Raw genomic sequence first — 25,154 nt, 5'->3', positions numbered from 1 at the left:
TGCTGCACTAGGCTAAAAGTATATCAATAACATTGGTACCTCATATTGCCTACGTGATGCCTAGTTGCTACTTTTTTGTTGTTTATTAATAGAGGTGAACATGGCCAAGCGCCGTAACCCGAAAAAAGAAAAGGCGCTACGTAACCAGGCGTATGCCAGAAAGTTTCGTAAACGGACTACGACAGGAAGAATGCAGAGAAGGTTCCAACAAAGACCACCAAAGAGTGAGGAAGAAGAAGGCGCAGCAGCAGCTGACACTGAATAAGCTGCCTGCCTAAATCCTTATTGTTTGGGTTATTTACCTTTTGGGGCGCACATTTATTTGTACGCCCTTATTTATTTTTGGGAATTGGGGCATTGGGCATTAGGCATAGAGAAAAGACAAGGGAGAGGTTTATTCAATAATTCCCCTTCTTCCCTTATCCTCCCACTCTCCATTCCCCAATCCCTCTATTGAGCAATTTGAGCACGGGCGGCTATGAGTGCTTTGCTTACCTGTACAAAGCCAGTACCTCCGTAACTGTTGCGGGCAGCAACAACTTGACGGGGGGATATTGCCTCATAAATATCTGCTGCAAATGCCGGGTGTAGTTGTTGCCACTCTTCCAATTTCAAATCTTTTAGGAGTTTACCTGCGGCAATACTAGTTTTTACCACCTTACCCACAAGGTTGTAAGCTTCCCGAAAAGGAACGCCCCGTGCTGCCAGATAATCTGCTACATCGGTAGCATTAGAAAAATCTTCCGCCACAGCTGATGCTAACCGCTGGGTACGAAATTCTAAGCCTTCCCTGAGCAAAATCGTCATCGCTTCTAGAGACGCTTTGACTGTGTTAACGCTATCAAATAGACCTTCTTTATCTTCTTGTAAGTCTTTGTTATATGCCAGGGGTAGCCCCTTCATGATGACTAACATCGCCTGGAGATGACCGAATACACGTCCTGTTTTCCCTCGCACCAATTCTGGGACATCGGGATTTTTCTTTTGGGGCATGATACTGGAACCAGTAGCACAGCTATCTTTGAGGGTGACGAAGCGAAATTCTTCAGATGACCAAAGAATGACTTCTTCTGCAAGGCGGCTGAGGTGAACCATAATCAAGCTAGCAGCACACAAGAATTCGATCGCAAAATCGCGATCGCTCACTCCATCGAGGCTATTAGCATAAATATCGTCAAAATTCAAGAGTTTGGCTGTGTAGTGGCGATCGATAGGGAAAGTAGTTCCCGCTAAAGCACCACATCCCAAAGGTGAGATATTCACGCGCCGAGAAACATCTCCTAAGCGTTCCCAGTCACGTTGCACCATTTGAAAGTATGCCAAGAGGTGATGAGCTAAACTCACCGGTTGGGCGCGTTGGAGGTGGGTATAGCCAGGAATCAGAGTTTCAACGTGCTTTTCGGCTATATCCAGTAAAACACTTTGAAATTCTCGCAATTCGCTTTTGATTTGTTGGATTTGCTCGCGGAGGTAGAGTCTGGTGTCGGTGCCAACTTGGTCATTACGCGATCGCGCTGTATGCAACTTTTTACCCACATCGCCGACAATTTCTGTCAGTCGGCGTTCAACTGCAAAATGCACATCTTCAGCATCGACACCGGGCTGAAATTTACTCTGGCGGTACTCTTGGCGAATTTGTTCTAAACCGGCAACCAGTTGCTCTCCTTCTTCTGAGGAGATGATGCCCGTGTGAGCAAGCATTTTGGCATGAGCTTGAGAACCAGTGAGGTCATATTCGATTAATTCAATATCAAAACTTATACTGGCATTAAAACGAGCGATCGCTGGATGCAACGCTGATTCAAACCGCTGGCTCCAAGTTTCTTTTTTAGTCATAAATTATGAAAAGAGTGGGCGAGAGTTAAGAGTTAAGAGTGAGGAGTTATGAGTTTTTGACTCCTAACTTCTCACTCCTCACTTTCAACTCCTAACTTTTAAATTTAACCGTAGCTAGTTAGATTCCGAATCATATAGCCAATGACTAAACCAATCAACAATGCCCACACTTGACCTGTTTGTATAAAGTGGCTCCAAGCTTTTTGCATCTGACCCATAACGTTTGGATCGGTGATTGTTTGTGCTAATGCTGTCCAATTTACAGGCAAATGCCAAAGTAACTGAGATGTCAAATCGCTGTAATTGCTCATCTTTGGTGATTAAGAAGTTAGGGGTGGCAAATTTCAGCATCAGTTTATTATTTACATTAATTACTGATATTTACTGAAATATTTGGATGTAACTTCAATGTCTTAACTCAAGATGTAGCTGATGCCAACCGCAATTTCTCGGCAGTCCGCAAAATCTGTCCCGCCAAAACTGCTGCACCAAAACCATTATCGATATTCACTACACCTACTCCCGCAGCACAAGAGTTAAGCATTGTCAATAGTGGTGCTAAACCACCAAAACTTGCGCCATAACCAATGCTGGTGGGTACAGCAATTACAGGACAACTCGCTAAACCAGCGACAACGCTGGGTAAAGCGCCTTCCATCCCCGCTACAACAATCAACACCGATGCTGACTCAATCAGGTGGCGGTTACTCAGCAAACGATGAATCCCAGCAACGCCAACATCCCAGAGGCGCTGGACGCGAAAACCAGAAAGTTCAGCGGTGACAGATGCCTCTTCCGCAACGGGTAAATCGGCGGTACCAGCAGAAAGAATACCGATCTCACCCCAGAATTGTGGTTCGATGGTAGGTGGAGCGATCGCACAAATTCGCGCCGATTCGTAATATCGCAAACCGCTAACTTTTGATTCCAGTGCGGCATAAACTGCTGGTTCAATGCGGGTTGCCATCACCACCGGGTTGCGCAGGCGCATCACTTCCATAATTTGAGCAATTTGGTCGGGCGTCTTACCAGGCCCCCAAATCACCTCTGGGAAACCAGTTCTTAGCTGGCGATGGTGGTCAATTTTGGCAAACTCACCCACAGATTCATAAGCCAAGTCTTTGAGTGAGTCTAATGCCGTATCTGGCGTAACTTTACCATTAGCAACCGCAACGAGTAGCGATCGCAAGGTTTTTTCATCGGTCATTGGTTATTTGTCCTTTGTCCTTTATCAATTGTCACTTGTCATTCTTACTCTGCGAATAACCAATGCCCCATGCCCAATACCTAATCAGTTACTTTTAGTTCATAGAGATTCCAAAATGGGCCACCAAGAGCAGTATATTTAATTCCTTGGAAGCGATCGCGCACTGCTTGCAGATTCAACCTCTCCACTAAATGAATAAACGGCAATTGTTCTGAGGCGATGCGCTGATATTCGTAATAAATTTCCTTGCGCTTGCTTTCATCTAATACCTGTGCGCCTTTAATGTAAAGGCTGTCAATTTGCTTTTCCCAGTCGGAAACTTCCCAGCCAATTATGGGTGGATCTCCCGGTTGTGGCCCCAAATTAAATGCGTGGGATGCACCGGTAATTCTCCATATTTTGCTAGCGCCGTGGGGTTCAATACCGCCTTCAGTAAATCCTCCAAGGTAACAATCCCAATTATGCGTAACTTTGAGTTTTTCTAGATAGGAATTGAAGCTGAGAATTTGCAAATCTACTTGAATCCCAATATTAGCGAGATCCCGCCTGATTTGGGATGCCATATCTCCTCTAACTTTTCTTTCCGAATTCGTTAAGAGTGTAAATCTGACTCTGTTACCATTAGCATCTAAAAGCTGATTTTGGTCATTATATTTAAACCCAGCTTGTAACAGTAATTTCTTTGATTTATCTGGCTCGTAATTATATACCTTTAACCCTTTTTCTGGAGTCAGGAAGTAGGGACTTTTGACATAAACAAATGAATTTTGCAGTTCACCCAGTCCCCGATAAGCATTTGTTTTCATGGTTTCGCGGTCGAGGGCGTAGGCTATAGCCTGCCTGAATTCCTTTTTATTAAACCATATAGATTTAATTGGGTCTACAAAAGGTTTACCCTGAGAATTCTTTGCTTTACTCAGATTGAAAGCAATAAAACTCGTACTTGTACCTGGTCCACCGTTATAAATTTTAAACTTCGCCCGTTTTTCTTCTCGCTTCAGCAAACTGAAACCTTCAGGAGGAACTTCTAAATCATCCAACTGCCCAGAGCGAAAACTAATCAACTGGTTTTCAGTAGATTCAATAATTTGCCAAACAATACGCTCAATGTAAGGCTGAGAATTACCCTGAGCATCTTTGCGCCAGTAATATGGATTACGCCGAAATATAATTCGCTGACTGGAAACGTAACTTTCCATGATATATGGGCCGTTACCAACAATTTGTTTCGGATCAGTGCCTGTTCGCCACATTGAGAGAAACTTAGGATTTCCATCAGATCCAACTGTGCGAATTGCTTTCTGTAGAGCATGGGCTGGCATAATTGGGATACCACCTACATATCTTAAAAAAGGAGCAAAGGGTTCTAGTATACTGAATTCAACTCGGCGCTCATCGATTTTTTTGACCTTTGGCAAAGTGCCCTTATCACCAATTCTTAGGGTATCCTTGGTAGAGGTGGGAATTTTGGGGTTGAGATAGATTTCGTTATAAGTAAAGACAACATCATCAGCAGTCATTGGCTGACCATCTGACCACTTAATTCCTTCTCGCAGAGTGATCACAATCCGTTGACCATCTTCAGAAACTTCCCAGTCCTCTGCTAAAGCAGGCTCTAGTTTTGTGGTTAGGGGATTCTGATTAATCAATGAGTCATAGATGAAGCTAAAAACGCTATATGCTGATTCATTTAAAGCATAGTTAAAAGTTGAAGGCTCACTCAAAACTGCGGTGACAACTTGCGGCACTTGAGCAGCTGCACTTTTGAAGTTAGCTGGGTTGCAGGCGGTAACTGTAAGTGCTATTGCTGAAGTCAGAATTATTGGCAACCAAAAACGCCTAATTGCAAAAAAGATGGAGGGTGATTTCATAGAATTCAATTTACTGGAATTCTGTCTAATTATGATCAATAAATTCACCCGCAGGTTTATAGGACAAAGATTCAAGTGCGTCTAATCCTATATCTGAGGTAGCTTTACCATTGGCAACCGCTTCTAAGAGCGATCGCAAAGCTTTTTCATCGGTAATTAGTCTTTTGTCCTTTGTCCTTCGTTATTTGTAATTAACCATTAGTTAATGGACAACTAATGACTAATGACTAATCAATTACTTTAATTTCATAAATGTTCCAGAATGCGCCACCAAGGGCAGAGAATCTGATCCCTTGAAAACGATTACGTACAGCTGACAGTGACAAGGGGTTAACTAGATAAATAAACGGTAAATTTTCCTGGGTAATCCGTTGGGTTTCGGCATAAATTTCTTTTCGCTTCGCTTCGTCTAACTGCCTTGCTCCTTTAATATAAAGCTTACCAATTTCTGCTTCCCAAGGAGCCACCTCCCAACCCTCAATCGGCTTTTGTCCTGCTTGGGGTTTTTGATTAAACATATGCAATCCACCTTCGGGAGACCAGACGTTAGCCCCATCATTCGGTTCTAATCCACCTGTCAAACCCAGCATCGAAGCTTCCCAGTCTAAGGAGTTAGAAAGCTTATCTGTATAAGTATTCCATGCCAGTGGAGTGAAATCGACTTGAATCCCGATTTTACTCAAGTCTTGTTTAATCTGCGAGCCAATTGCTTCGCGGATCTTGTTCCCAGCATTAGTGAGCAACGAGAAGCGGACGCGGTTCCCCTGAGCATCTATTAGTTGGTTTTTGTCGTTATATTTGAATCCTGCTTTTAATAGCAGTTCTTTCGCTTTTTGCGTATCGTAATTATAAACTTTTAGCCCTTCTTTAGGTGAAAGGTAATAGGGGCTTTGCACAGAAATTGATGAATCTTGTGGAGTACCTAAACCGCGAAAAGTGTTGTTAATCATTGTTTGGCGATCAATAGCATAAGCTACTGCCTGCCGAAATTCCACAGTGTTGAACCAACTCGATTTTACTGGATTTACCAGGGGTTTTCCATCCCTTTTACCTTTATTCAAATTAAACAAAATAAACGTCGTACCACTTGCTGGACCACCATTGTAAATTTTAAAATTACCCTGCTTTTCTTGCGCCTTCAGCAAAGAAAAGTATTCTGGTGAAACTCCTTCAATATCTAAACTGCCAGAACGGAATTGTAGCAGTGAAGTATCTGTTGATTCCACAATTGGCCACACTATCCGTTCAATATAAGGTTGGGGTTCTCCTTTTGATCCTTTGCGCCAATAGTAAGGGTTGCGCCGGAAAATTACACGTTGACTTGTGTCATAGCGCTCTAACTTATAAGGACCGTTAACAACAATTTGATCGGGAGGAGTATCAACGCCCCACATTGATAGAAATGTTGGCTTACCCTCCTGGTCTTTTGTATTTACAGATTTTTCTAAGCTATGGGCAGGTAAAATTGGTAATCCTATAGTTCCCAAGAACGGCGCAAACGGTTCTGGATTAGTAAATTTAACTCTTTGATTATCGATTTTTTGCACCTTAGGAAATGCCCGACTTTCACCAATTCGCAGGACATCTCTAGCATCTGTGGGAATTGCCTCATTCAGATAAATTTTATTATAGGTAAACACCACATCATCTGCTGTTAGTGGCTGTCCATCAGACCATTTCAATCCTTCACGCAAAGTAAAAATAAACTGCAATTTATCATCAGAAATTTGCCACGATTCTGCTAAGTCTGGCTCCATTTTGCCGGTTATGGGGTTTTGGGTAGTTAATCCCTCATAAATTAGACCAAAAACATTGGGAGACTCTTGACTGAGCGGGTAGTTAAAGGTTTTGGGGTCACTGAGAATACTATCTACTAATTGAGATACTTCAGCGGCTGCGCTTTTGAAATTAGCTGGGTTGCAGGCGGTAACTGTAACTGCTATTGCTGAAGTCAAAATTATTGGCAACCAAAAATGTTTAATTGCTAAAAATATTGTTCTCAAAAATTTCATAATTTCAATACACGAATAGTGTAATTAATGTGATTGAGATTGTAGCCAACCAAGGAAGTTTTGAGTTTTATTGAAATACTGAATATCAGTATCTCGTAAAACCTCCATAACTTCACGTCTGCCGAATTCTTTAGAATTGCTACTTAAAAATAATTTGTTTTTATTAGGATGTAAGCCAGCATGAAAAATTATACACTCCAATATTATTCTATATATAATGTGCTTCTCCAAAATTGCTCTATTTAAAGTTCCTTGAAAAATACCCTTACTTAATGTAATCATTTCTGATTCCATCGCCAGCTGATTAAAAGCTAGATCAAAACGTTCTTTAATTTCGTTATTTCGTTGAAAAAAGCTAGTTCTTGATTGTTCTAGGCGAGACAGCAGTAATCGTGCATTATCTGAATTATCCCGCTCTGCTTGATTAATTTGTATATCTAACTTGCGGAGGAAATCTAGATTATATTTTTCCTCTTGTTCCAATGTTGTCAATGATTCTACAAAACAAATACTTGGCACTACGAGACGTAAAGAAGAGGGTGTATTTTGCAGTAATTCTTGTGCTTGTGAATCTTGCCCTTTAGCAATACTCATCAAGAAATTAGTTTCAACGTAAATTATCACTACACAATATTAATAAATTTCAGTTCTTTCGTCTTCTACTAATTGCAATAAACCAATTTCTGCCATTTCCTTTATGAAAGGTGGTATTTCCGATTTCCAATGATATGCCAAATCGTGCAGCCAAGCTTCTGTAAGACCTTTAAGGTAAAGACTAAATATGCTTTTATCACGGAATTCTGGCTCGTAATGACTAAGCACGTCAGCAGTATTAAGACTGATAATCGGCTCTGATAAATTATTGCCATCCCATTTAAAAATCAAAATTTTATTTACATCAACAAGCATAGCAAAGAGAATTGCTATCTTTGCTGCTTGTAAGTAATCAATCAGCCGCAAGATAGCATATTTTTTGGCTTTTATTTCTTTAAAATTGAATGGTAAACCTTTGACTTCAGCTATCAGAACAATTTGTCCCTCTTTGTCTAAAGCAACAATATCAGGAAAGTCTATATCTTCTATGTTTGTAGCTTGTATGGCTCTAAATTCCCACCAAGTTAAGGTTTGTTTGTCGCTATAAATCATTGATTTCTATCCTCGCGAGTCTTCAATATCTTTACCCATGGTTTCAAAGAAAAGTTACTCTGAAGCCACTAGCAAAACGACAGCATAAGCACATATACCTTCTTCGCGTCCAACGGGTCCTAATTTTTCATTGGTGGTAGCTTTGATGCCAATTTGATTTGGTTCTAATTCTAAAACAGCCGCTAGTTTGTCGCGCATGTTGTGAATATGCGGTTTTAATTTTGGACGTTCTGCTACTATCACCGAGTCAATATTTCCCACCTGCCAGCCTCGATCCTGAATCAGTTGATTTACTTGAGTTAATAGTCCTAAACTATTTGCTCCCGCCCATTTAGAATCGCTAGGAGGAAAATAATGACCAATATCCCCCAAAGATAATGCTCCAAGCATGGCATCCATAATTGCATGGGTCAGCACATCAGCGTCACTGTGCCCCAACAAACCCAATTCATGGGGAATTTGAATTCCACCTAAAATCAAAGCGCGATCGCTCACCAGTTGGTGAATATCGTAGCCATTACCAATACGAATTTTTGTCATTTGTCATTTGTCATTTGTCATTTGTCAGGAGTTAGAAATTATTATTCTCTCCCTGCTCCCCTGCTCCCCTGCTCCCCCTGCTCCTCCTGCTTCAATTTATCCAGAAGATCGGGGCGGCGATCACGGGTTTTTTGAATTTGTTGTTCGTAACGCCACCGGGCGATCGCTGCATGATTCCCACTGAGCAAGACATCAGGCACTTTCAAGCCGCGAAAATTCGCAGGACGAGTATATTGGGGATAGTCCAATAACCCTTCCTCAAAACTTTCTGCTGTCAGGGACTCAGTTTTGGCTACGGTTCCTGGGATCAGCCGCACCACGCCATTAATCAAAGCCATTGCTGGAATTTCCCCACCAGTCAGAATAAAATCGCCTAAAGATACTTCACGAGTTACCAAATGTAGCACCCTCTCATCCACTCCTTCGTAATGCCCACAAATAACTACTAACTGGTCATAATTTGTCACCAATTCTTTCAAAAGAGGTTGATTAATTGCTTGACCCTGGGGACTCATCAAAATTACTTCTCTTCGGGGTAGAATCGGCAGCGACTCCACAGCCGTAAAAATAGGTTCTGGCTTCATTAGCATCCCAACACCGCCGCCGTAGGGTTCATCATCTACTTTTCGGTGCTTGTCAGTCGTAAAGTCCCGTGGATTAATCAGATGCACTTCGGCAATCTGTTTGGCTAAGGCTTTACCCAGCAGCCCAGAATTGAGAACAGAGTTAAAACAGTCAGGAAAAAGCGTAACTATATCAAAGCGCACAGTTATTCGTATTCGAGGACACTAATCTTAAATTTGAATGTCTAGCAAACACCAGCAAGCCAAGGTCGGGTCAAACTCCAGTTAAACTTTATCAATAGTATCTAAAACTACCAGACCTCCTGGATTTTAGATGGGATCAAAAGTTTTTCTAATTACTTAATTTATGTTTAAATGTTGTCACAACTACATTTAAATTAATAATCATATCAAGTTAACAACTTCCAGGATGCATCGAGCCAGTCTCAGAAAAAAGCGTAGTCTTAACTGCTCGTCCCTAACCCAAGAGTGGGAATCTAGCCCCCTAAAGACTATTTTGCCCTGCTGCAAGTGGACAGGTGAAAAACAAGGCGCTGGCTTTGATGAATGGGAACGAACACGTTTAGACTGAGGTTTCGTGTGCGTTAAGCAAGAATTTGGAGAGTGGCTTTCCCCAGTTCCAAACTTCAAAAAAGTGTCCTCTCAAAGAAGCAAAGCGCAAAAATCATTAGGCTTCTGAACCTTGTTAAATTCACCTGAAGTTGTTGACAGGAGAACCAAAATGCCGCAATTACAAGCTAAATCGCTAGAAATGAGGACACCCCAAGCAACAAAAACCGCCGTTCTGGTTATCGGAGGTGCAGAAGATAAAGTTCATGGGCGCGAAATCCTACGAACTTTTTTTGGACGCGCCGGTGCTAGTAAGGCTTATATTACAATTATTCCATCTGCCTCTCGCGAACCTGCCATCATCGGTGGTCGGTATATTCGCATTTTTGAAGAAATGGGTGCCCAGAAGGTAGAGATTTTAGACATCCGCGAACGAGAACAGTGTGAAGCCTCCCAGATCAAAGCATCCTTAGAAGCCTGTAGTGGGGTATTTTTGACAGGAGGAGACCAGCTGCGTCTTTGTGGCGTATTGGCAGATACGCCAGCAATGGAAATTATTCGCCAGCGGGTAAGGGCGGGGCAACTTACGTTAGCAGGCACCAGTGCAGGAGCGGCGGTGATGGGGCATCACATGATTGCTGGCGGCGGTAGTGGAGAGACGCCCAATCGTTCCCTAGTGGATATGGCAACGGGTTTGGGATTTATTCCGGAAGTAATCGTTGACCAACACTTTCACAACCGTAATCGGATGGGGCGACTGATTAGTGCGATCGCAGCTCATCCCGATCGCTTAGGTATTGGCATTGACGAAGATACTTGTGCTGTGTTTGAACGTGATGGTTGGCTACAAGTTATGGGCAAAGGCAGTGTCACCATTGTCGATCCCACTGAGCTGACCCACACCAACGAACCCCATGTCGGTGCTAATGAACCGTTAACCGTGCATAATTTACGTCTCCATATCCTCAGCTACGGCGATCGCTTCCACTTGTACCAGCGGACTGTATTGCCTGCTGTACACCGAATCTCCAGCTGACGGGATAGAGTATCTGAGGTTACACTGAGTTGACCGCACATTTATTATTTCTTACCGTAGAAAAATGATAAGAATACCATGTAAAAAGAAAAAACTGTTTTTAACTAACAGTTTAGCGGTCAATTCCAGTAAGAAACTAGAATTTTGGTTCCGAATCTCCATCTACCTATTCCCATGAGAATTCTCAAGATCCAGACATTACGCGGCCCAAACTATTGGAGCATTCGACGCCACAAACTGATCGTCATGCGCCTCGATTTAGAAAACCTTGGCGAGACGCCCTCGAATGAAATCCCTGGCTTTTATGAAGGATTAGTTGAGGCGCTGCCAAGTCTGGAGGGTCACTATTGTTCGCCTGGCTGTCGCGGTGGTTTTCTAATGCGAGTCAAAGAAGGCACTATGATTGGCCACATAGTGGAACACGTAGCCTTAGAACTCCAAGAATTAGCTGGGATGCATGTTGGCTTTGGTCGCACCCGCGAAACTGCCACACCCGGAATTTACCAAGTAGTAATCGAGTATCTGAACGAGGAAGCGGGACGCTACGCTGGACGAGCCGCAGTCCGGCTGTGCCAGAGTATCGTTGATCGAGGCCGTTATCCCAAGGCAGAATTAGAGCAAGATATCCAAGACCTGAAAGACTTTACCCGTGATGCTTCCTTAGGGCCTTCTACAGAAGCGATCGTCAAAGAAGCAGAAAAAAGAGGTATTCCCTGGATGTCGCTGGAAGCCCGCTTTTTGATTCAGCTAGGCTACGGCGTGAACCAGAAGCGGATGCAGGCCACAATGACGGACAACACCAGCATTCTGGGTGTAGAACTAGCTTGCGATAAAGAAGCCACTAAACGTATCCTTGCTGCTGCTGGTGCGCCAGTACCCAGAGGTACAGTAATCAACTTCTTAGACGATTTGGAACAAGCCATTGAATTCGTTGGCGGCTATCCCATCGTCATCAAGCCTCTGGATGGCAATCATGGACGTGGGATCACCATTGATATCAGAACTTGGGAAGAAGCTGAAGCTGGATACGAAGCTGCCAGACAAGTTTCCCGGTCAATTATTGTCGAAAGATATTACGTTGGGCGTGACCACAGGGTACTGGTCGTAAATGGGAAAGTAGTAGCAGTAGCCGAACGTGTCCCGGCTCATGTCATTGGCAACGGCAGATCCACCATTGCCGAACTGATTGAGGAAACAAACCTTGACCCAAATCGCGGTGAAGGACATGATAATGTCTTGACCAAGATTGAACTAGACCGCACTAGCTACCAGCTCCTAGAAAGGCAAGGTTACACCCTAAATAGCGTGCCACCCAAAGGTACTATTTGTTATCTCAGGGCAACAGCCAACTTGAGTACAGGTGGTAGTGCCGTAGACCGTACCGATGAAATTCACCCAGAAAATCTTTGGTTGGCACAACGAGTAGTTAAGATTATCGGTTTAGATATCGCCGGACTCGATATCGTCACCACAGATATTAGCCGTCCTCTGCGGGAAGTGGATGGCGTGATTGTCGAAGTTAACGCCGCTCCCGGTTTTCGGATGCACGTTGCCCCAAGCGTGGGTATTCCCCGCAACGTCGCTGGTGCAGTGATGGATATGCTGTTTCCTAACGAGCAATCTAGCCAAATTCCTATTCTCAGCATCACGGGTACTAATGGCAAAACCACCACTACTCGACTACTAGCACATATTTATAAACAGACTGCAAAAGTAGTAGGTTATACTACTACTGATGGAACATATATCGGTGATTACTTAGTAGAATCTGGCGATAATACAGGTCCCCAAAGTGCCCACGTCATCCTCCAAGATCCCACAGTAGAAGTAGCAGTACTGGAAACGGCTCGCGGTGGCATTCTCCGCTCTGGACTGGGCTTTGAAGCCGCAAATGTAGGGGTAGTATTGAATGTAGCCGCCGACCACTTAGGAATAGGTGATATAGATACCATTGAGCAGTTAGCTAACCTCAAAAGCGTAGTAGCGGAAGCTGTATTCCCTGATGGCTATGCGGTACTTAATGCCGACGATCGCCGCGTCGCTGCCATGTCAGAAAAAACTAAGGCTAATATTGCTTACTTCACCATGAACCCCGATTCGGAATTAGTACGGAAGCACATCCAAAAGGGTGGAGTAGCGGCAGTATATGAAAGTGGCTATTTGTCAATTGTTAAAGGTGATTGGACACACCGCATAGAAAGAGCCGAAAATATACCTTTAACAATGGGCGGACGTGCGCCGTTTATGATTGCCAACGCTTTAGCAGCAAGTTTGGCAGCGTTTGTGCAAAACGTCACAATTGAGCAGATTCGTGCTGGCTTAAAGACCTTCCGGGCTTCAGTTAGCCAAACACCGGGACGAATGAATCTATTTAATTTAGGCAACTACCACGCTTTGGTGGATTATGCGCACAACGCAGCCAGTTACGAAGCTGTAGGTTCCTTTGTGCGGAACTGGACTACGGGACAACGGATTGGCGTAATTGGTGGGCCAGGCGATCGCCGTGACCAAGACTTTGTTACTTTGGGTAAATTAGCAGCACAAATTTTTGATTACATCATCATCAAAGAAGACGATGATACACGGGGACGCTTACGGGGTTCAGCTGCCCAGTTGATTATTCAAGGCATCACGGAAGTTAAGCCTGATAGCCGCTATGAATCAATTCTGGATGAAACCCAAGCGATCAATAAAGGTTTAGACATGGCTCCTGATAACAGTCTGGTGGTAATTTTGCCAGAAAGCGTTACTCGCGCGATTAAGTTAATTAAGCTGCGTGGTTTAGCGAAGGAAGAGACACACCAACAAAATCCCGGCACAACTGTCATCGATTCCCAAAATGGGATCGCGCCTTCTTCTGTTGTTAATACTTTGCTGTAGCCAGGAATCAGGAGAAAGCAGTGCGCTGGCTCCTCCTAACTCCTTTAATTACTGTTTTTCTTCTTCCTGATTGGTTTCCTCGCTGGGAGTTTTCATCTCCTCCTTAAAACCTCGTAGGGTTTTGCCCAGTGCAGTTCCCAGTTCAGGAATTTTTTTTGGGCCGAAAATTAGAATAGCGACTATGCTAATTACAGCTATTTCTGGCCATCCCAGTCCAAACATATAAATTTCCTCTAAGGCACCTATAATTCAATATAGACATTCATGGCTCGCATCCCATAAGTTCGCCACTGATGAGCGCAACTAACTTCTAATTGGATTAATAATTGGTAAACCTAACCAATCGCTTAATTCCTGAGCTAGCCATTCCAGTTCCGCTTCAGATTTAATCGCACCACCAATACTATATTTCTTTACTCCTACGCAAATATCCAATTGTGCTGGAACGGCAATTCTAGTGCCTTCAGAATCTTTAGTAAAATGTTTTGGAATGTAAACCAACTTAGTAATACTTTGTCTTGGCGATGCACGGGGGCGATAAAATTTCCAAGCAAACAACTCCCAGGTTAGGGTAATTTGTTCGGAATTCAGGCGTAAGCAGATGCGTCCAAATAAATTAAAGAGAAATTTATACATCATGCCAAAGCCAACACCCCAAAAAGGAAGTGAAAGCAAGGCAAAGAGGATGTTGATAAGAAAAGGTGTCGAGAGTGTGCTGATTGTCCAAAATAAGGTAAATGAATTCCAGACGATCGCAAAAAAACCAGTGAATATTATTGATGGATCAAAACCATCTAGTGGAACGATAATTTCTAGAGAATCCCCATTTTTCGTTAGTTGAATCTTACTTCCATCTGGTTTGCCAACAACTAAAGTAGGCAAGTTTGTCAGTTGTGGTTTCTCTAAAGCTGCGATCGTTTGTTCAGCAGAACTCAAACGCCGTTCTAAACTAGGTTCAATCATCCACTTTAACCAATTGCTAAAGCTGGGACTGAGATTAGCCAATTGTTCAAACTGAATGCGAAAATCCTTTTGGGGTAAATCGGCTGGGTGAGTACCTGTCACTAAATAAATTAAGGTTGCGCCTAAACTATAAAGGTCTGATGCTGCAACAGTGCGCCCGCCAAATTGCTCTGGTGGCATATAGCCATAGGTTCCTACCACAGTTCTTGTCCCGGTTTCTGTGGCCAGGACTGTCTGCACTGAGCCAAAATCTACCAAATAAACTTGACCGACACTATTTCCAGAACGCTCCCCCAATAAAATATTGCTAGGCTTAATATCACGGTGAATTACAGGTGGATACAGCCTATGTAGGTAAACGAGAATCTCTAAAAGTGCTTTGGCTATCTGTTTGACTTCAGCTTCGGTAAAAGTCCGCCCAGTTTTTAAGCATTGCTCTAAAGTTTGTGCTCTTATATAAGTTTGTACTAGAGCAAATCCTTTGATGGTTGGTAAATTTACCTCAAAATAGTTTAAATAGCCAGGAATTGAGGGATGTGCTAGGTTTTTTAAAGTTTCAGCTTCTCGCTCAAACAACTTGAGGGAATCCCACTCAAAATCACTACTAAAAGAGAGTAATTTGATAACAACTAATTCCTGAGTTTGCAAATCACGAGCCAATAGCGTCCGCCGCCCTGCTTTTTTTCCAAATAGCTGCTGAACTTCGTAGCGTTCGCCTAATATTTCGCCAATCATTATGGTTTCTTGTAATGCTACGGTTGAAAAGTTTTATAGCTTATAGCTTTTCAATTTGGCAAATCGATATCTTTAGTATAATTGCGTAGTTCTATGCCCTCCCAACTTTGGCCTTATATTACCCCTGGTATTCCCGATGAATTATTCGAGCATTTGCCAGGAATTCCCCTGAGCCAGCGAGAAGTCCGACTGCTATTGATTGCCCAACTGCGGCTGAAATCAGATTCCGTGTTGTGGGATATTGGTGCAGGGACAGGTACAATTCCGGTAGAGGTGGGGCTATTGTGTCCAGGTGGACAGATTATCGCTATCGAAAGGGATGAAGAAGTAGCTAATCTGATCAAGCGTAACTGCGATCGCTTTGATGTGAAAAATGTCGAAGTTGTTGAAGGCAGCGCCCCAGAGTGTTTGCATGACCTCAAAATTACCCCTCACCGCGTTTGTATCGAGGGAGGTCGCCCCATTCAAGAAATACTGCAAGCAGCATGGCATTATTTGCCGCCATCCGGTCGGGTTGTAGCTACAGCTGCTAATCTAGAAAGTCTGTATGCTATTTCCCAAAGCTTTTCCCTGTTAAGAGCTAGAAATATCGAAGTTGTCCAATCTGCGGTTAATCGTCTAGAGACACGCGGCTTTTCTCAAACCTTTACCGCCGTTGATCCCATTTTTATCCTCAGTGGTGAGAAACTGGATTAGGGAATGGGGCATAGGGCATTGGAAGAGGCGGCAAAGGAAGCAGGAAAACGGAGATGAGGAAGTAGGGGGAGCAGAGGAAGCAGGGGAAAAAAGAATAACTAATTAATTAATGCCCCATGCCCCATGCCCAATGCCCAATGCCCCATGCCCCATGCCCAATGCCCCATGCTCAATGCCCAATGCCCCATTCCCAATATTTAATACTTCTATGCCTTGGTCTCGGATTATTAGTGGAATTGTTGCGATCGCTCTTGCTCTTTGGGCAACCCTTTTGGGGGGTTGGTACTTTACCATCATCTTTGCGGTTATCATCTTTTTGGGTCAACAGGAATATTTTAATTTGGTGCGGGCCAGAGGCATCGCTCCCGCTGCTAAAACCACTATGGCTGTCAGCCAAGTATTGCTAGTGATTTGTACCCTTGATGGCAGTTTAGCTGACGCTGTGATGCCAATAGCTGGCACACTTATTTGTTTTTACCTGCTGTTTCAACCCAAATTTGCCACGATCGCTGATGTTTCCGCTTCTATTATGGGGCTATTTTATGTCGGTTATTTACCAAGTTACTGGGTGCGGTTACGAGCAATTGATAGCGCTGCTTTTAGTAATCTCCCTTTCGGAGGTTACTGGCCCACGACCTGGACAGATTTCTGGGAAAAGGCAAATTCCGCTTCTTTAGCACAAGGTTTTACAGCCACACTACTGACTTTTTTGTGTATTTGGGCAGCTGACATCGGTGCTTACACCATTGGCAAATTCTTTGGGAAAACCCGTTTATCTGACATTAGCCCGAAAAAAACTGTAGAAGGTGCTGTCTTTGGTATTACTTCAAGTGTTGCTGTAGCGATAGCAGGAGCCTATTATCTTCACTTGCCTAAATCCCCCTTCACAGGTTTAGCATTGGGTTTGCTGATTGGTATTGCTAGTCTTTTAGGGGATCTCACAGAATCTATGCTCAAGCGGGATGCTGGAGTTAAAGATTCTGGACAGTTAATCCCCGGTCATGGTGGTATTTTAGACCGTACCGATAGTTATATTTTCACAGCTCCTTTGGTTTACTATTTTGTGACATTACTTTTGCCACTACTTAGTAAATAGGTGAATTGGGCATTGGGCATTGGGCATTGGGTGTAGTTATTCCCCTGCTCCCCTGCTTCCCTGCTCCCCAGTCCCCACTAGGCGCCATATCATTTAAAATAGGGTATTAATATTTTTTAATTTGTCATTATCAAGGGTTAACGTTAATTCGCCCACGACAGACCAGCTTACCTGGGATCAGCGTTAATTCTTGGATATCGACATCTGAGCCAAGATCCAGGTTGTACTCATAATTGTCCTTTAATATATCTTCCCGATCGGGCTTGATTGGGATATGTACCAGTTGCAACTCATGCCCACTGAGTAATTGTAAGCCCAGACAAATCTCTAGAGGCGTTGTTTCACTATTGGTGACTCTCAAACCTCGCAGTATAATTTGGTTGTTCCCAAGGAAAATTTCTTGCCACTTGATTAGTTGTGACTGTGAGTAATCTGTTGGTAAAACCTTAACCAATAGATCGCTCAAAGCAGTCGATAATAAGTCTGATGAGAGAGAAGCGTTAAGATCCTTCTCGTCTACGATCAAATCGCCAACCACTGGTACTGTTTCTAACAGTCGTAGGGCTTTTCCCTTGAGTATGGAACCGATATTTACCCGAATATTTTCTGCTATTAATTGAATTTGTGTAATTAGGAGACCTTGATAAACTGCATGAGTAGCAAAAATAGATACCGAAGGAATGCGTCCAGAGAAAAGTTGGCGATCACTGGCTTTAATCTCCACTTTTAATTCCGATATTTGGCTCACCTGTGCTCTCAACCAAAGCTTAACTGCTGTTGTGAGTACCTGCGTAATTATGCGGATTTTATTTCCACTTGTTGTTTGGGGATTTTGCTCTGGCATTTAACCAATCTGTTTATGAGTATTTGCTCAACAACCGAACCGAAATTAAATAAGCTTTAAATGTAACATTTATGCCTACTCGTTACAAAATGCAAATATCATTTAATTGATAACAGTAAATAAGCAATTTCCACATGGAGGTACGGTTACAAAAAATTCTTGCTCAATGGGGTATCGCCTCACGTCGTGAAGCCGAAGAAATGATTAGGCACTCACGGGTGCGGATTAATGGGGTATTGGCACATTTAGGTCAAAAAGTCGATCCCAAAAAAGATGCGATCGCAATTGATGGTAAGCCTGTATCCGAAAAGCAGCGTCCGGCTTTAATATATCTATTGCTGCACAAACCAGCGGGAGTGGTTTCGACTTGCTACGACCCTCATCGCAGACCAACAGTCCTAGATTTACTACCGAAAGAATTACGGGAGGGTTCAGGTATTCACCCAGTTGGTCGTTTAGATGCAGACTCTACAGGAGCATTAATCCTGACTAATGACGGAGAACTGACATTCGGATTAACCCATCCACGTCACAGTATTTCCAAGACATATCATGTTTTGGTCAAAGGACATCCTCCAGAAACAGTACTACAGATGTGGCGTCAAGGTGTGATGTTGGAGAGTAGAAAAACCAGGGCCGCTAAGGTACATCTAATAGAACGTCGTACCGAGCAAAGCGTTTTAGAAATAGTGTTGCAGGAGGGAAGAAATCGCCAAATTCGCCGTATAGCTGAACAGTTAGGATACCCAGTAATCAAGCTGCATCGGACTGCTATCGGCCCAATTCAATTACAAACTCCAAAGCAACCCTTTTTGTCAGAGGGTAAATATCGTTCCCTCAAAGATCGTGAGATTCACTTTTTGCAAGATCAGATAACGCAACCTAATTATTGATTCAGTGGAGTTAAGGAGTGTCAGTAGGCATGAAATGGCTAAGAAAGAAGAATAATCACCAGCCATCACTTTCATTAGAGCAACAACGAGCCGAAAAGTTGGCAGAATTAGGTGCTCAACTTTGGGCATTGCGTCAAGAACAGGGTTTATCTCTAGAGCAAGTGGTTGCATTGACCAGGATTCCCCGAAGATTATTGCAGGCGATCGAAGAAGGTAATTTAAACGATCTACCAGAACCAGTCTATATTCAGGGTTTGATCAGGCAATTTGCCGATGCACTAGGCTTGAATGGAGTAGAATTTTCTGGCACTTTTCCGGTCAGTTCTGCACAAGTTAGCCCTCTAAGTAGGGGGAATACTTCACCCCTGGCTCAACTACGTCCGATTCATCTTTACTTTCTTTACATATTCCTAATAGTATGCTCTGTAAATGGGTTATCTCAGTTATTAAATAACGCCTTACTACAAGCAAGTAATAGCCCAAACCAGCAATATCCAAAACAAAAGTCTGTTGTTAAACCAGAACTAGCTCAACTAAAAGAGTCAACGCAGGTACAACCTGTCAGCGATACCCTGAGCAGTGTCCAAAAGGGACAGGTTGTCCAGGTTGGTGTGACTTTGAAAGCCTCATCTTGGATTCGTGTAGTAGCCGATGGCAAAACCGAGTTTGAGGGTATTCTGCCAGAGGGAACTCACCGAATTTGGAAAGCCCAAGAGCAACTGACAGTGAAAACTGATAATGCTGGTGGTGTGTTGGTGAGCGTCAATCAAGAGAAAGCCAAAAAAATGGGAGAGCCAGGGAAAGAGGAAGAAGTTAGAATTGCTGCCAAGCCTAAATTTTGAAATATGGGTTATGGGGCATTGGGCATTGGGCATTGGGCATGGGGCATGGTAATTCTCTTTGTCCCATGCCCCATGTCCTACTCACCCACTTTTCACTGGGCTTCTGGGGCGCGTCCATTGAGTCTGGTAAGAACTTTCAAGCGATCGCGTAATTCGTCTGTTAAAGCTCCTGCTTGATAGCGCCACTCCCAGTTACCCTCAGCAACACTAGGAAAATTCATCCGCGCTTCGTTTCCTAATCCCAAAACATCTTGCAAGGGAATAATCGCTTGGTTGGCTATGGAACTTAAAGCTAGGCGAATTAAATCCCAGTGGATGCCTTCAGGACTAATACAACCTAAATAAAGCCATAAGTTATGCTTTTCGTTGTCATTAGCTGAATTGAACCAGCCTACAGTTGTGTCATTATCGTGAGTACCAGTATAAACTACAGCATTTCGCGGGTAATTGAATGGTAAAAATGGATTACCAGGATCGGAACCAAAGGCAAACTGCAAAACCTTCATCCCAGGAAATTCATACTTGTCTCGCAGTGCTTCTACCTCTGGTGTAATTACTCCCAAATCTTCCGCCAATACGGGTAGCTTGCCCAACTTCTCCCTAATCGCTGCAAAAAAAGCATCTCCAGGCGCTTCCACCCATTTACCATTCATTGCAGTTTCTTCACCTTGGGGCACAGACCAATAAGCCTCAAAGCCCCGGAAGTGGTCAATGCGAATTATATCTACATAATCGAGCATTGCTTCAAAGCGCTGTACCCACCATTTAAAATCTTGTTTTTGCAATTCCTCCCAGTTATAAACCGGGTTTCCCCACAATTGACCGGTGGAGCTAAAGTAATCTGGTGGAACTCCTGCCATTTGAGCAGCAGCACCTGTCTCTTCGTCTAAGCAAAAAATGTCGGGATGCGCCCACACGTCGGCACTATCATGAGATACGTAGATGGGGATATCGCCAATAATGTCAATGCCGCGCATATTAGCGTAACTTTTTAGTTCTGACCACTGGCGGAAAAACTCAAATTGGACGAATTTGTAATAATAAATCTCTCCGTTGAGGTGATGCTGTACTTGCTCCAATGCTTGTGGGTCGCGCTTGACAAATTCAGGCTTCCATGCGTGCCAGTTTGCATTCTCGTTGGCATCTTTCAGCGCCATAAATAAGGCGTAATTATCAAGCCAATAGGCTTTACTTTCGCAAAAACCTGCAAACTCTTTCTGCTGGATGGGCGTAGCATTCCCTCTAAAGTTGTCACAGGCTTTTTTGAGTAGCCCAATCTTAATTGGCACAACCTGCTGGAAATCTACCTTTTCTACCGGAAATCCTGGTAAATTAGCAAAGTCTTCTTCAGATAGCAAACCTTCTTCTAAGAGTTTTTCTGGGCTAATTAGCAGAGGATTTCCTGCCATTGCCGAGTAGCACATATACGGAGAATTGCCGTATCCAGTGGGCCCCAGTGGTAAAACTTGCCAATATTGTTGATGGCTATCTTTGAGAAAATCAATGAAGCGATAGGCTTCTAAGCCTAAATCCCCAATGCCAAATCGACTGGGAAAAGAGGTAGGATGCAGCAAAATGCCACTGGATCTAGGAAAAGGCATAAGTAACCTGAGTTATGAGAGGGAGCAATTGTCTGATGGAGACGCTAGGCGATCGCATCGAATTTATCACTGAACGGTATTTGCAGGGGAGATCAAGTAAACTCATTTTGTTTGTCATTTGTCTTTTGTCCTTTGCGCTTTGGGAATAACCAATGACTAATGACTAATGACCAATGACCAATGACTAATGACTAAATAACTATGACTTACCGAAATCCTACACCGACAGTTGATATCATCATTGAACTAGTAGATCGACCTCATCGGCCAATAGTGTTAATTGAAAGACATAATCTACCTTTAGGTTGGGCTATTCCTGGTGGTTTTGTAGATTATGGGGAAGCGGTGGAAGTGGCGGCGCGGCGAGAAGCTAAGGAAGAGACGGGTTTACAGGTGGAGTTGGTTGAACAATTACTGGTATATTCTGACCCAAATCGCGATCCGCGTCAGCATACGATTAGTATTGTGTTTTTGGCGACAGCTACGGGAGAACCTGTGGCTGGAGATGATGCTAAGGGTGTAGGCATTTTTGAGTATTGGTGTGTCCCTGGTAATTTATGTTTTGACCACGATCGCATTTTGCGCGATTATTGGCGATATCGGCATTATGGGATACGTCCGAGGTTGGGGTAGGAGGGACGAACCGCAAAGGCGCAAAGGGCGCGAAGGAAGAGGGGAGAGGAATACCTGTGACACAAAGTTTTTGTGATTATACTGTGTCAGTGGTATTTAAAGGTGCATTATGAATGCTGAAGAACTTTTAAAACAATATGCAAAAGGTCAAAGAAAGTTTGATTCAGTAAATCTGAGAGGAGTAAACCTTAAAGGTGCAAATCTGAGTGGGATAGACCTAACAAGTGCAGATTTGACGGGAGCGGATTTAAATAATGCCAACTTGAGTAAGGCATGTCTCAAAAGCACAAATCTTACCAGGGCATCTCTGAGAAGCGCAAACTTAAGTGGTTTAGTGGAAAGTTCTCATTTAAATTTGAGTTGGGTAGACCTAGATAATGCCAATTTGAGTGATGCTACGCTAAATTCTGCCAATCTAACTGAAGCTTCTTTGAAAAAAACAAATCTCGTGAGAGCTAACCTTAGTAATGCAAATTTAAATGGGGCTAACTTGTCTGAAGCTGATTTGAGTCAAGTAAACCTAATTCATGTACAAATCAAAGATACCAATTTGCAAGGAGCTAAAATTCGGGGTGTTAATTTATCTCAAAAGAATTTGTCTGGTATGAATCTGGCTGAGGCTGATCTAGGTGCAGCAAATCTCAGAGCTACAAGTTTCAGAAAAGCCTGTCTAAAAGAGACAAATTTAGAGAGAGCGGATTTACAACAAGCGGATTTAATGAAAGCAAATCTGAATGGAGTAAATCTTAGAAAAGCTGACTTAACTGGAGCAAATCTTTACGGAGCCAATCTTCAAAATGCAGACCTGACTGGTGCGATAATGCCAGATGGAGAAGTCTACAAACCGATCGCCTCAGAGGTGGAAATCGGTAAACAGGAAACATCGTTAAATAAAGTAATATCTATGACTCGTAAAGTAATTAATACTGATAACGCACCCGCTCCAGTGGGCCCTTATAATCAAGCGATCGCAGCTTCAGGTCAATTTGTATTCATCGCTGGACAAATTGCCATCGATCCCCGCCTTGGTGATGTCGTCTACACTGATGATGTCAAAAAGCAAACTGAGCAGGTATTAGCTAACCTTGAAGCCATCCTCACAGCAGCTGGTGCGACTTTTGAAGATGTGGTGAAAACCACTGTATTTTTGGCTGATATGAATGATTTTGCGGCGGTGAATGCCGTATATGCGAAATATTTCCCGGAAAATACAGCTCCGGCGCGGGCTTGTGTGCAGGTATCGCGCTTACCTAAAGATGTGTTGGTAGAGATTGATGCGATCGCTGTGATTAGGGGTTAGGAGAAATAGAACAATGAGTAAAATTTTAACGGTTACATTTGATTGTTCTGTTTTGCGACGCAAATTCCATACTCTACTCTAAAAACTCCATCACTTCTTGTAGCACATCGGCTATATGTGGCTTATCAGAAGCAATTACATTGTCGAAAAGATGTTTATGGTGCGGGAAGGTAGGCAAGTTGGGAAAGTGTGGTGTACTGTCATAACAAAAAATCAGACTATTTTGCTCATCTTGAAAGTGATAGCGGTAATCGATATATGTAATTTGATTATCTACAATAACCAAGGCTTCACTGACTGGCAGTAAATATTTAAGAGCGAAACGTATCCTAATGCGGAGATTAACTCTCTCTGTCGTTAAAATTATTGCACTATATTCCTCAACGTATGTGTTAGAGCAGTTGAGTAAAACTTGCTCAACTTCATCTAAATAGGCTTGAATAACTTTACGCGACATCTCTGAGTTTGCTCTTTATATCTTGGTGTAGAGCTAGATAATGTTGGTAGTTTGCTGCCCATTCGACAAACACTTCATCGTCAGAAGTTTCGCCTTGGCTATATTTAGCAAAAAAATCTTCTGAATTCATTTGGTACTTTATTTCATAGGTATTTAACTGTTTGGTCAGGGTAATCAGCGCATCTAGTGGAGATGTATATTCGATGATTTGTTTACGCATTTATTTCTGCATTCAGTTTCATTAGTTTATCCTAAGCCTCTTCTTATAAACTCCCGTCTCTTTTTTGCAAATCTAGATAAAATTCTATTAATTACCTCTCAACAAACGCGATCGCTTCTACAACTTTGGGAATACTGAAATTAAGTACCCTAAAGGAGTATTAAAAATGGCAGAAAATCGTATCAGTGCCAGTTTAGCCCCAGCAGACAAAGAAGCGGTCATGCAGGCGATCGCTACAATTAGAGAAAAGTTACCGTTTTTGGTTGATTTGACCCCTGAAGATCGGCGAACAATGCTGAAGATGGGAGATAAAAGTCGGGCTTTTGTCAGCAAAGCCTTACAAGTGGCAACACAAAACCCTAACTTTTTGCCTCGTTACTTTGATTTAGAAGAAATGCGCCGGGACTTGGAAATATATGAGGACTTGTATCCGGTGCTGTTGTCTTCGGTTGAGGAATCAATGCTGTTTTGCGGTTCTAATACCAATTTGAAAATGATTGCGATGATTTTACCTTTGGTATGACAAACTGGATTGCGTAGGCGTAGGCCTACGATATCAGCCAGGTAAAAACGGCATTTATCTAAATCCACTCAAATCCCTGTGTGGCTAAAAATTCTTTAGCTGGTTCCAAAATATCTTTGCTTAAAATCAGTTTGACTTTTAGAGAACTAAGATACAAACGAAAACGCTCAATAAAAAGTTGGTTAGCAGGTTCAATCTTCCTAATGGCACTCCAAGGAATCAACAACGGCGTAAGTCCAAAGCTAAATAACGGGAAAATAGTCAAATAAATCCCTTGAGAATTTGTACCAACGTTTAAAGTTCCCTTGTAATACACCAAACCCACAGAACCGCTATTCATTCGCGAAAAGTTTTGTGGCGGTGCTTCTTGGGTGCTGTAGAGATTAGCGAGGCGATTCCAGTCATGACGGAATAGAAAAATCATGACTATTGTAGAAAATGTCAAAAAAACGATGTATATCCACTGCGGGGTGTGTGGCATTTGTTTTTAAGTCATTGATGATTGACGCTTCCACTGTAAGCGATGTCTAACAAAAAGCCTCAGTGCGTCTACGTATTCATCAATCAACCACATTCTCTTGAATTTTTCCAAATTATGGGAGCATCCCAGTTAAAAATTGCTTAATAAAAATCCTCTTCATTCAAAAAACTGGCCTTAATTAAAGCCAGTTTTTTGATTTTATTGCAAAC

The 25,154-nt window shown here is 42.9% G+C and carries 25 protein-coding genes and 1 pseudogene; 10 read left to right on the top strand and 16 right to left on the bottom strand.

The genetic code is table 11. The features are described 5' to 3' along the window. Positions 1-100 precede the first annotated feature (100 nt). Positions 101-265: a hypothetical protein gene (locus HWQ40_RS20220; RefSeq protein WP_167407613.1), complete on the top strand. Its 165-nt coding sequence runs from the start codon at positions 101-103 to the stop codon at positions 263-265. Positions 266-450: 185 nt separating this feature from the next. Here the strand turns inward: HWQ40_RS20220 and argH are convergent, their stop codons facing one another. From argH to trmD, 9 genes are all read right to left on the bottom strand, one after another. Next, the gene (argH, locus tag HWQ40_RS20215) at positions 451-1,836 is read right to left on the bottom strand and encodes an argininosuccinate lyase (RefSeq protein WP_292780929.1); all 1,386 of its coding nucleotides are present in this window, start codon (positions 1,834-1,836) and stop codon (positions 451-453) included. Between the two features lie 104 nt (positions 1,837-1,940). After that, positions 1,941-2,147, bottom strand: coding sequence for a hypothetical protein (locus HWQ40_RS20210; protein WP_292780927.1), 207 nt, complete (start codon positions 2,145-2,147; stop codon positions 1,941-1,943). A 107-nt stretch (positions 2,148-2,254) separates the two neighbouring features. Then, on the bottom strand, positions 2,255-3,043 hold the full coding sequence (larB, locus tag HWQ40_RS20205) for a nickel pincer cofactor biosynthesis protein LarB (protein ID WP_292780925.1): 789 nt from the start codon (positions 3,041-3,043) through the stop codon (positions 2,255-2,257). Between the two features lie 80 nt (positions 3,044-3,123). Next, complete coding sequence (locus HWQ40_RS20200) at positions 3,124-4,914, bottom strand: ABC transporter substrate-binding protein (RefSeq protein ID WP_292780922.1); 1,791 nt, start codon at positions 4,912-4,914, stop codon at positions 3,124-3,126. A gap of 227 nt (positions 4,915-5,141) precedes the next feature. Continuing rightward, positions 5,142-6,926 (bottom strand): ABC transporter substrate-binding protein, encoded by a 1,785-nt coding sequence (locus HWQ40_RS20190; RefSeq protein ID WP_292780919.1) that lies wholly within the window; start codon positions 6,924-6,926, stop codon positions 5,142-5,144. A 24-nt stretch (positions 6,927-6,950) separates the two neighbouring features. Further along, positions 6,951-7,520: a hypothetical protein gene (locus tag HWQ40_RS20185; RefSeq protein WP_292780916.1), complete on the bottom strand. Its 570-nt coding sequence runs from the start codon at positions 7,518-7,520 to the stop codon at positions 6,951-6,953. Positions 7,521-7,559: 39 nt separating this feature from the next. Continuing rightward, the gene (locus HWQ40_RS20180; protein ID WP_292780913.1) at positions 7,560-8,072 is read right to left on the bottom strand and encodes a hypothetical protein; all 513 of its coding nucleotides are present in this window, start codon (positions 8,070-8,072) and stop codon (positions 7,560-7,562) included. Between the two features lie 54 nt (positions 8,073-8,126). Beyond that, the gene (gene ispF / locus HWQ40_RS20175; RefSeq protein WP_292780910.1) at positions 8,127-8,612 is read right to left on the bottom strand and encodes a 2-C-methyl-D-erythritol 2,4-cyclodiphosphate synthase; all 486 of its coding nucleotides are present in this window, start codon (positions 8,610-8,612) and stop codon (positions 8,127-8,129) included. Positions 8,613-8,653: 41 nt separating this feature from the next. Further along, positions 8,654-9,379, bottom strand: a complete 726-nt coding sequence (gene trmD / locus HWQ40_RS20170; protein ID WP_292780907.1) for a tRNA (guanosine(37)-N1)-methyltransferase TrmD — start codon at positions 9,377-9,379, stop codon at positions 8,654-8,656. Positions 9,380-9,917: 538 nt separating this feature from the next. On the opposite strand from trmD, the gene HWQ40_RS20165 reads away from it, so the two are divergent. Further along, entirely contained in the window at positions 9,918-10,781 is an 864-nt protein-coding gene (locus HWQ40_RS20165; protein ID WP_094348499.1) for a cyanophycinase, read from the top strand. A gap of 174 nt (positions 10,782-10,955) precedes the next feature. Continuing rightward, the gene (cphA, locus tag HWQ40_RS20160; RefSeq protein WP_292780950.1) at positions 10,956-13,661 is read left to right on the top strand and encodes a cyanophycin synthetase; all 2,706 of its coding nucleotides are present in this window, start codon (positions 10,956-10,958) and stop codon (positions 13,659-13,661) included. A 48-nt stretch (positions 13,662-13,709) separates the two neighbouring features. On the opposite strand, the gene tatA is transcribed toward cphA, so the two are convergent. Continuing rightward, entirely contained in the window at positions 13,710-13,883 is a 174-nt protein-coding gene (gene tatA, locus HWQ40_RS20155) for a twin-arginine translocase TatA/TatE family subunit (protein WP_094348761.1), read from the bottom strand. 81 nt (positions 13,884-13,964) lie between these two features. Beyond that, positions 13,965-15,359, bottom strand: a complete 1,395-nt coding sequence (locus HWQ40_RS20150) for a serine/threonine-protein kinase (protein WP_292780904.1) — start codon at positions 15,357-15,359, stop codon at positions 13,965-13,967. 93 nt (positions 15,360-15,452) lie between these two features. On the opposite strand from HWQ40_RS20150, the gene cbiT reads away from it, so the two are divergent. Together cbiT and HWQ40_RS20140 are read left to right on the top strand one after the other, a co-directional pair. Then, positions 15,453-16,055, top strand: coding sequence for a precorrin-6Y C5,15-methyltransferase subunit CbiT (gene cbiT / locus HWQ40_RS20145; RefSeq protein WP_099100273.1), 603 nt, complete (start codon positions 15,453-15,455; stop codon positions 16,053-16,055). Positions 16,056-16,263: 208 nt separating this feature from the next. Continuing rightward, on the top strand, positions 16,264-17,151 hold the full coding sequence (locus HWQ40_RS20140; protein ID WP_292780947.1) for a phosphatidate cytidylyltransferase: 888 nt from the start codon (positions 16,264-16,266) through the stop codon (positions 17,149-17,151). A gap of 130 nt (positions 17,152-17,281) precedes the next feature. On the opposite strand, the gene HWQ40_RS20135 is transcribed toward HWQ40_RS20140, so the two are convergent. Next, positions 17,282-17,995, bottom strand: a complete 714-nt coding sequence (locus HWQ40_RS20135; protein WP_292780901.1) for a DUF2993 domain-containing protein — start codon at positions 17,993-17,995, stop codon at positions 17,282-17,284. Between the two features lie 134 nt (positions 17,996-18,129). Between HWQ40_RS20135 and HWQ40_RS20130 the strand changes: the two genes are divergently transcribed. Next, a complete protein-coding gene (locus tag HWQ40_RS20130; protein WP_292780898.1) occupies positions 18,130-18,888 on the top strand; it encodes a pseudouridine synthase in 759 nt (252 codons plus the stop codon). A gap of 29 nt (positions 18,889-18,917) precedes the next feature. Next, complete coding sequence (locus HWQ40_RS20125; RefSeq protein ID WP_292780895.1) at positions 18,918-19,730, top strand: RodZ family helix-turn-helix domain-containing protein; 813 nt, start codon at positions 18,918-18,920, stop codon at positions 19,728-19,730. A gap of 92 nt (positions 19,731-19,822) precedes the next feature. Here the strand turns inward: HWQ40_RS20125 and malQ are convergent, their stop codons facing one another. After that, positions 19,823-21,331, bottom strand: coding sequence for a 4-alpha-glucanotransferase (gene malQ / locus HWQ40_RS20120; RefSeq protein WP_292780892.1), 1,509 nt, complete (start codon positions 21,329-21,331; stop codon positions 19,823-19,825). Positions 21,332-21,532: 201 nt separating this feature from the next. Between malQ and HWQ40_RS20115 the strand changes: the two genes are divergently transcribed. Both HWQ40_RS20115 and HWQ40_RS20110 read left to right on the top strand, forming a co-directional pair. Beyond that, on the top strand, positions 21,533-21,964 hold the full coding sequence (locus HWQ40_RS20115) for an NUDIX hydrolase (RefSeq protein ID WP_292780889.1): 432 nt from the start codon (positions 21,533-21,535) through the stop codon (positions 21,962-21,964). Between the two features lie 109 nt (positions 21,965-22,073). Further along, the gene (locus HWQ40_RS20110) at positions 22,074-23,264 is read left to right on the top strand and encodes a Rid family detoxifying hydrolase (protein ID WP_292780886.1); all 1,191 of its coding nucleotides are present in this window, start codon (positions 22,074-22,076) and stop codon (positions 23,262-23,264) included. Positions 23,265-23,337: 73 nt separating this feature from the next. Here HWQ40_RS20110 and tumE read toward each other — a convergent pair whose 3' ends face one another. Both tumE and tumA read right to left on the bottom strand, forming a co-directional pair. Further along, on the bottom strand, positions 23,338-23,721 hold the full coding sequence (gene tumE, locus HWQ40_RS20105) for a toxin TumE (protein WP_292780884.1): 384 nt from the start codon (positions 23,719-23,721) through the stop codon (positions 23,338-23,340). After that, positions 23,711-23,941: an antitoxin TumA gene (gene tumA / locus HWQ40_RS20100; RefSeq protein ID WP_292780882.1), complete on the bottom strand. Its 231-nt coding sequence runs from the start codon at positions 23,939-23,941 to the stop codon at positions 23,711-23,713. The genes tumE and tumA overlap by 11 nt, the downstream gene beginning before the upstream one ends. A gap of 166 nt (positions 23,942-24,107) precedes the next feature. Here tumA and HWQ40_RS20095 point away from each other — a divergent pair. Then, positions 24,108-24,386: pseudogene (locus HWQ40_RS20095) on the top strand (hypothetical protein); the annotation flags it as partial. 136 nt (positions 24,387-24,522) lie between these two features. Here the strand turns inward: HWQ40_RS20095 and HWQ40_RS20090 are convergent. After that, positions 24,523-24,945 (bottom strand): hypothetical protein, encoded by a 423-nt coding sequence (locus HWQ40_RS20090; protein WP_292780879.1) that lies wholly within the window; start codon positions 24,943-24,945, stop codon positions 24,523-24,525. Positions 24,946-25,154: the final 209 nt, after the last annotated feature.

Source organism: Nostoc sp. NMS9, assembly GCF_017114995.1.
In the GTDB taxonomy this organism is placed as follows: domain Bacteria; phylum Cyanobacteriota; class Cyanobacteriia; order Cyanobacteriales; family Nostocaceae; genus Nostoc.
This window is presented reverse-complemented; position numbering and strand designations above follow the sequence as displayed.

Bases quoted from the DNA above. Each gene is read 5' to 3' on its own strand.
- HWQ40_RS20220 (WP_167407613.1), top strand. From the start codon at position 101: ATGGCCAAGCGCCGTAACCCGAAAAAAGAAAAGGCGCTACGTAACCAG.
- HWQ40_RS20200 (WP_292780922.1), bottom strand. From the start codon at position 4,914: ATGAAATCACCCTCCATCTTTTTTGCAATTAGGCGTTTTTGGTTGCCA.
- HWQ40_RS20190 (WP_292780919.1), bottom strand. From the start codon at position 6,926: ATGAAATTTTTGAGAACAATATTTTTAGCAATTAAACATTTTTGGTTG.
- HWQ40_RS20150 (WP_292780904.1), bottom strand. From the start codon at position 15,359: ATGATTGGCGAAATATTAGGCGAACGCTACGAAGTTCAGCAGCTATTT.
- HWQ40_RS20090 (WP_292780879.1), bottom strand. From the start codon at position 24,945: ATGCCACACACCCCGCAGTGGATATACATCGTTTTTTTGACATTTTCT.
- HWQ40_RS20210 (WP_292780927.1), bottom strand. From the start codon at position 2,147: ATGAGCAATTACAGCGATTTGACATCTCAGTTACTTTGGCATTTGCCT.
- malQ (WP_292780892.1), bottom strand. From the start codon at position 21,331: ATGCCTTTTCCTAGATCCAGTGGCATTTTGCTGCATCCTACCTCTTTT.
- HWQ40_RS20110 (WP_292780886.1), top strand. From the start codon at position 22,074: ATGAATGCTGAAGAACTTTTAAAACAATATGCAAAAGGTCAAAGAAAG.
- cphA (WP_292780950.1), top strand. From the start codon at position 10,956: ATGAGAATTCTCAAGATCCAGACATTACGCGGCCCAAACTATTGGAGC.
- HWQ40_RS20135 (WP_292780901.1), bottom strand. From the start codon at position 17,995: ATGCCAGAGCAAAATCCCCAAACAACAAGTGGAAATAAAATCCGCATA.
- HWQ40_RS20125 (WP_292780895.1), top strand. From the start codon at position 18,918: ATGAAATGGCTAAGAAAGAAGAATAATCACCAGCCATCACTTTCATTA.
- HWQ40_RS20115 (WP_292780889.1), top strand. From the start codon at position 21,533: ATGACTTACCGAAATCCTACACCGACAGTTGATATCATCATTGAACTA.
- HWQ40_RS20140 (WP_292780947.1), top strand. From the start codon at position 16,264: ATGCCTTGGTCTCGGATTATTAGTGGAATTGTTGCGATCGCTCTTGCT.
- cbiT (WP_099100273.1), top strand. From the start codon at position 15,453: ATGCCCTCCCAACTTTGGCCTTATATTACCCCTGGTATTCCCGATGAA.
- HWQ40_RS20180 (WP_292780913.1), bottom strand. From the start codon at position 8,072: ATGATTTATAGCGACAAACAAACCTTAACTTGGTGGGAATTTAGAGCC.
- tatA (WP_094348761.1), bottom strand. From the start codon at position 13,883: ATGTTTGGACTGGGATGGCCAGAAATAGCTGTAATTAGCATAGTCGCT.
- tumA (WP_292780882.1), bottom strand. From the start codon at position 23,941: ATGCGTAAACAAATCATCGAATATACATCTCCACTAGATGCGCTGATT.
- larB (WP_292780925.1), bottom strand. From the start codon at position 3,043: ATGACCGATGAAAAAACCTTGCGATCGCTACTCGTTGCGGTTGCTAAT.
- HWQ40_RS20165 (WP_094348499.1), top strand. From the start codon at position 9,918: ATGCCGCAATTACAAGCTAAATCGCTAGAAATGAGGACACCCCAAGCA.
- tumE (WP_292780884.1), bottom strand. From the start codon at position 23,721: ATGTCGCGTAAAGTTATTCAAGCCTATTTAGATGAAGTTGAGCAAGTT.
- ispF (WP_292780910.1), bottom strand. From the start codon at position 8,612: ATGACAAAAATTCGTATTGGTAATGGCTACGATATTCACCAACTGGTG.
- HWQ40_RS20130 (WP_292780898.1), top strand. From the start codon at position 18,130: ATGGAGGTACGGTTACAAAAAATTCTTGCTCAATGGGGTATCGCCTCA.
- HWQ40_RS20185 (WP_292780916.1), bottom strand. From the start codon at position 7,520: ATGAGTATTGCTAAAGGGCAAGATTCACAAGCACAAGAATTACTGCAA.
- argH (WP_292780929.1), bottom strand. From the start codon at position 1,836: ATGACTAAAAAAGAAACTTGGAGCCAGCGGTTTGAATCAGCGTTGCAT.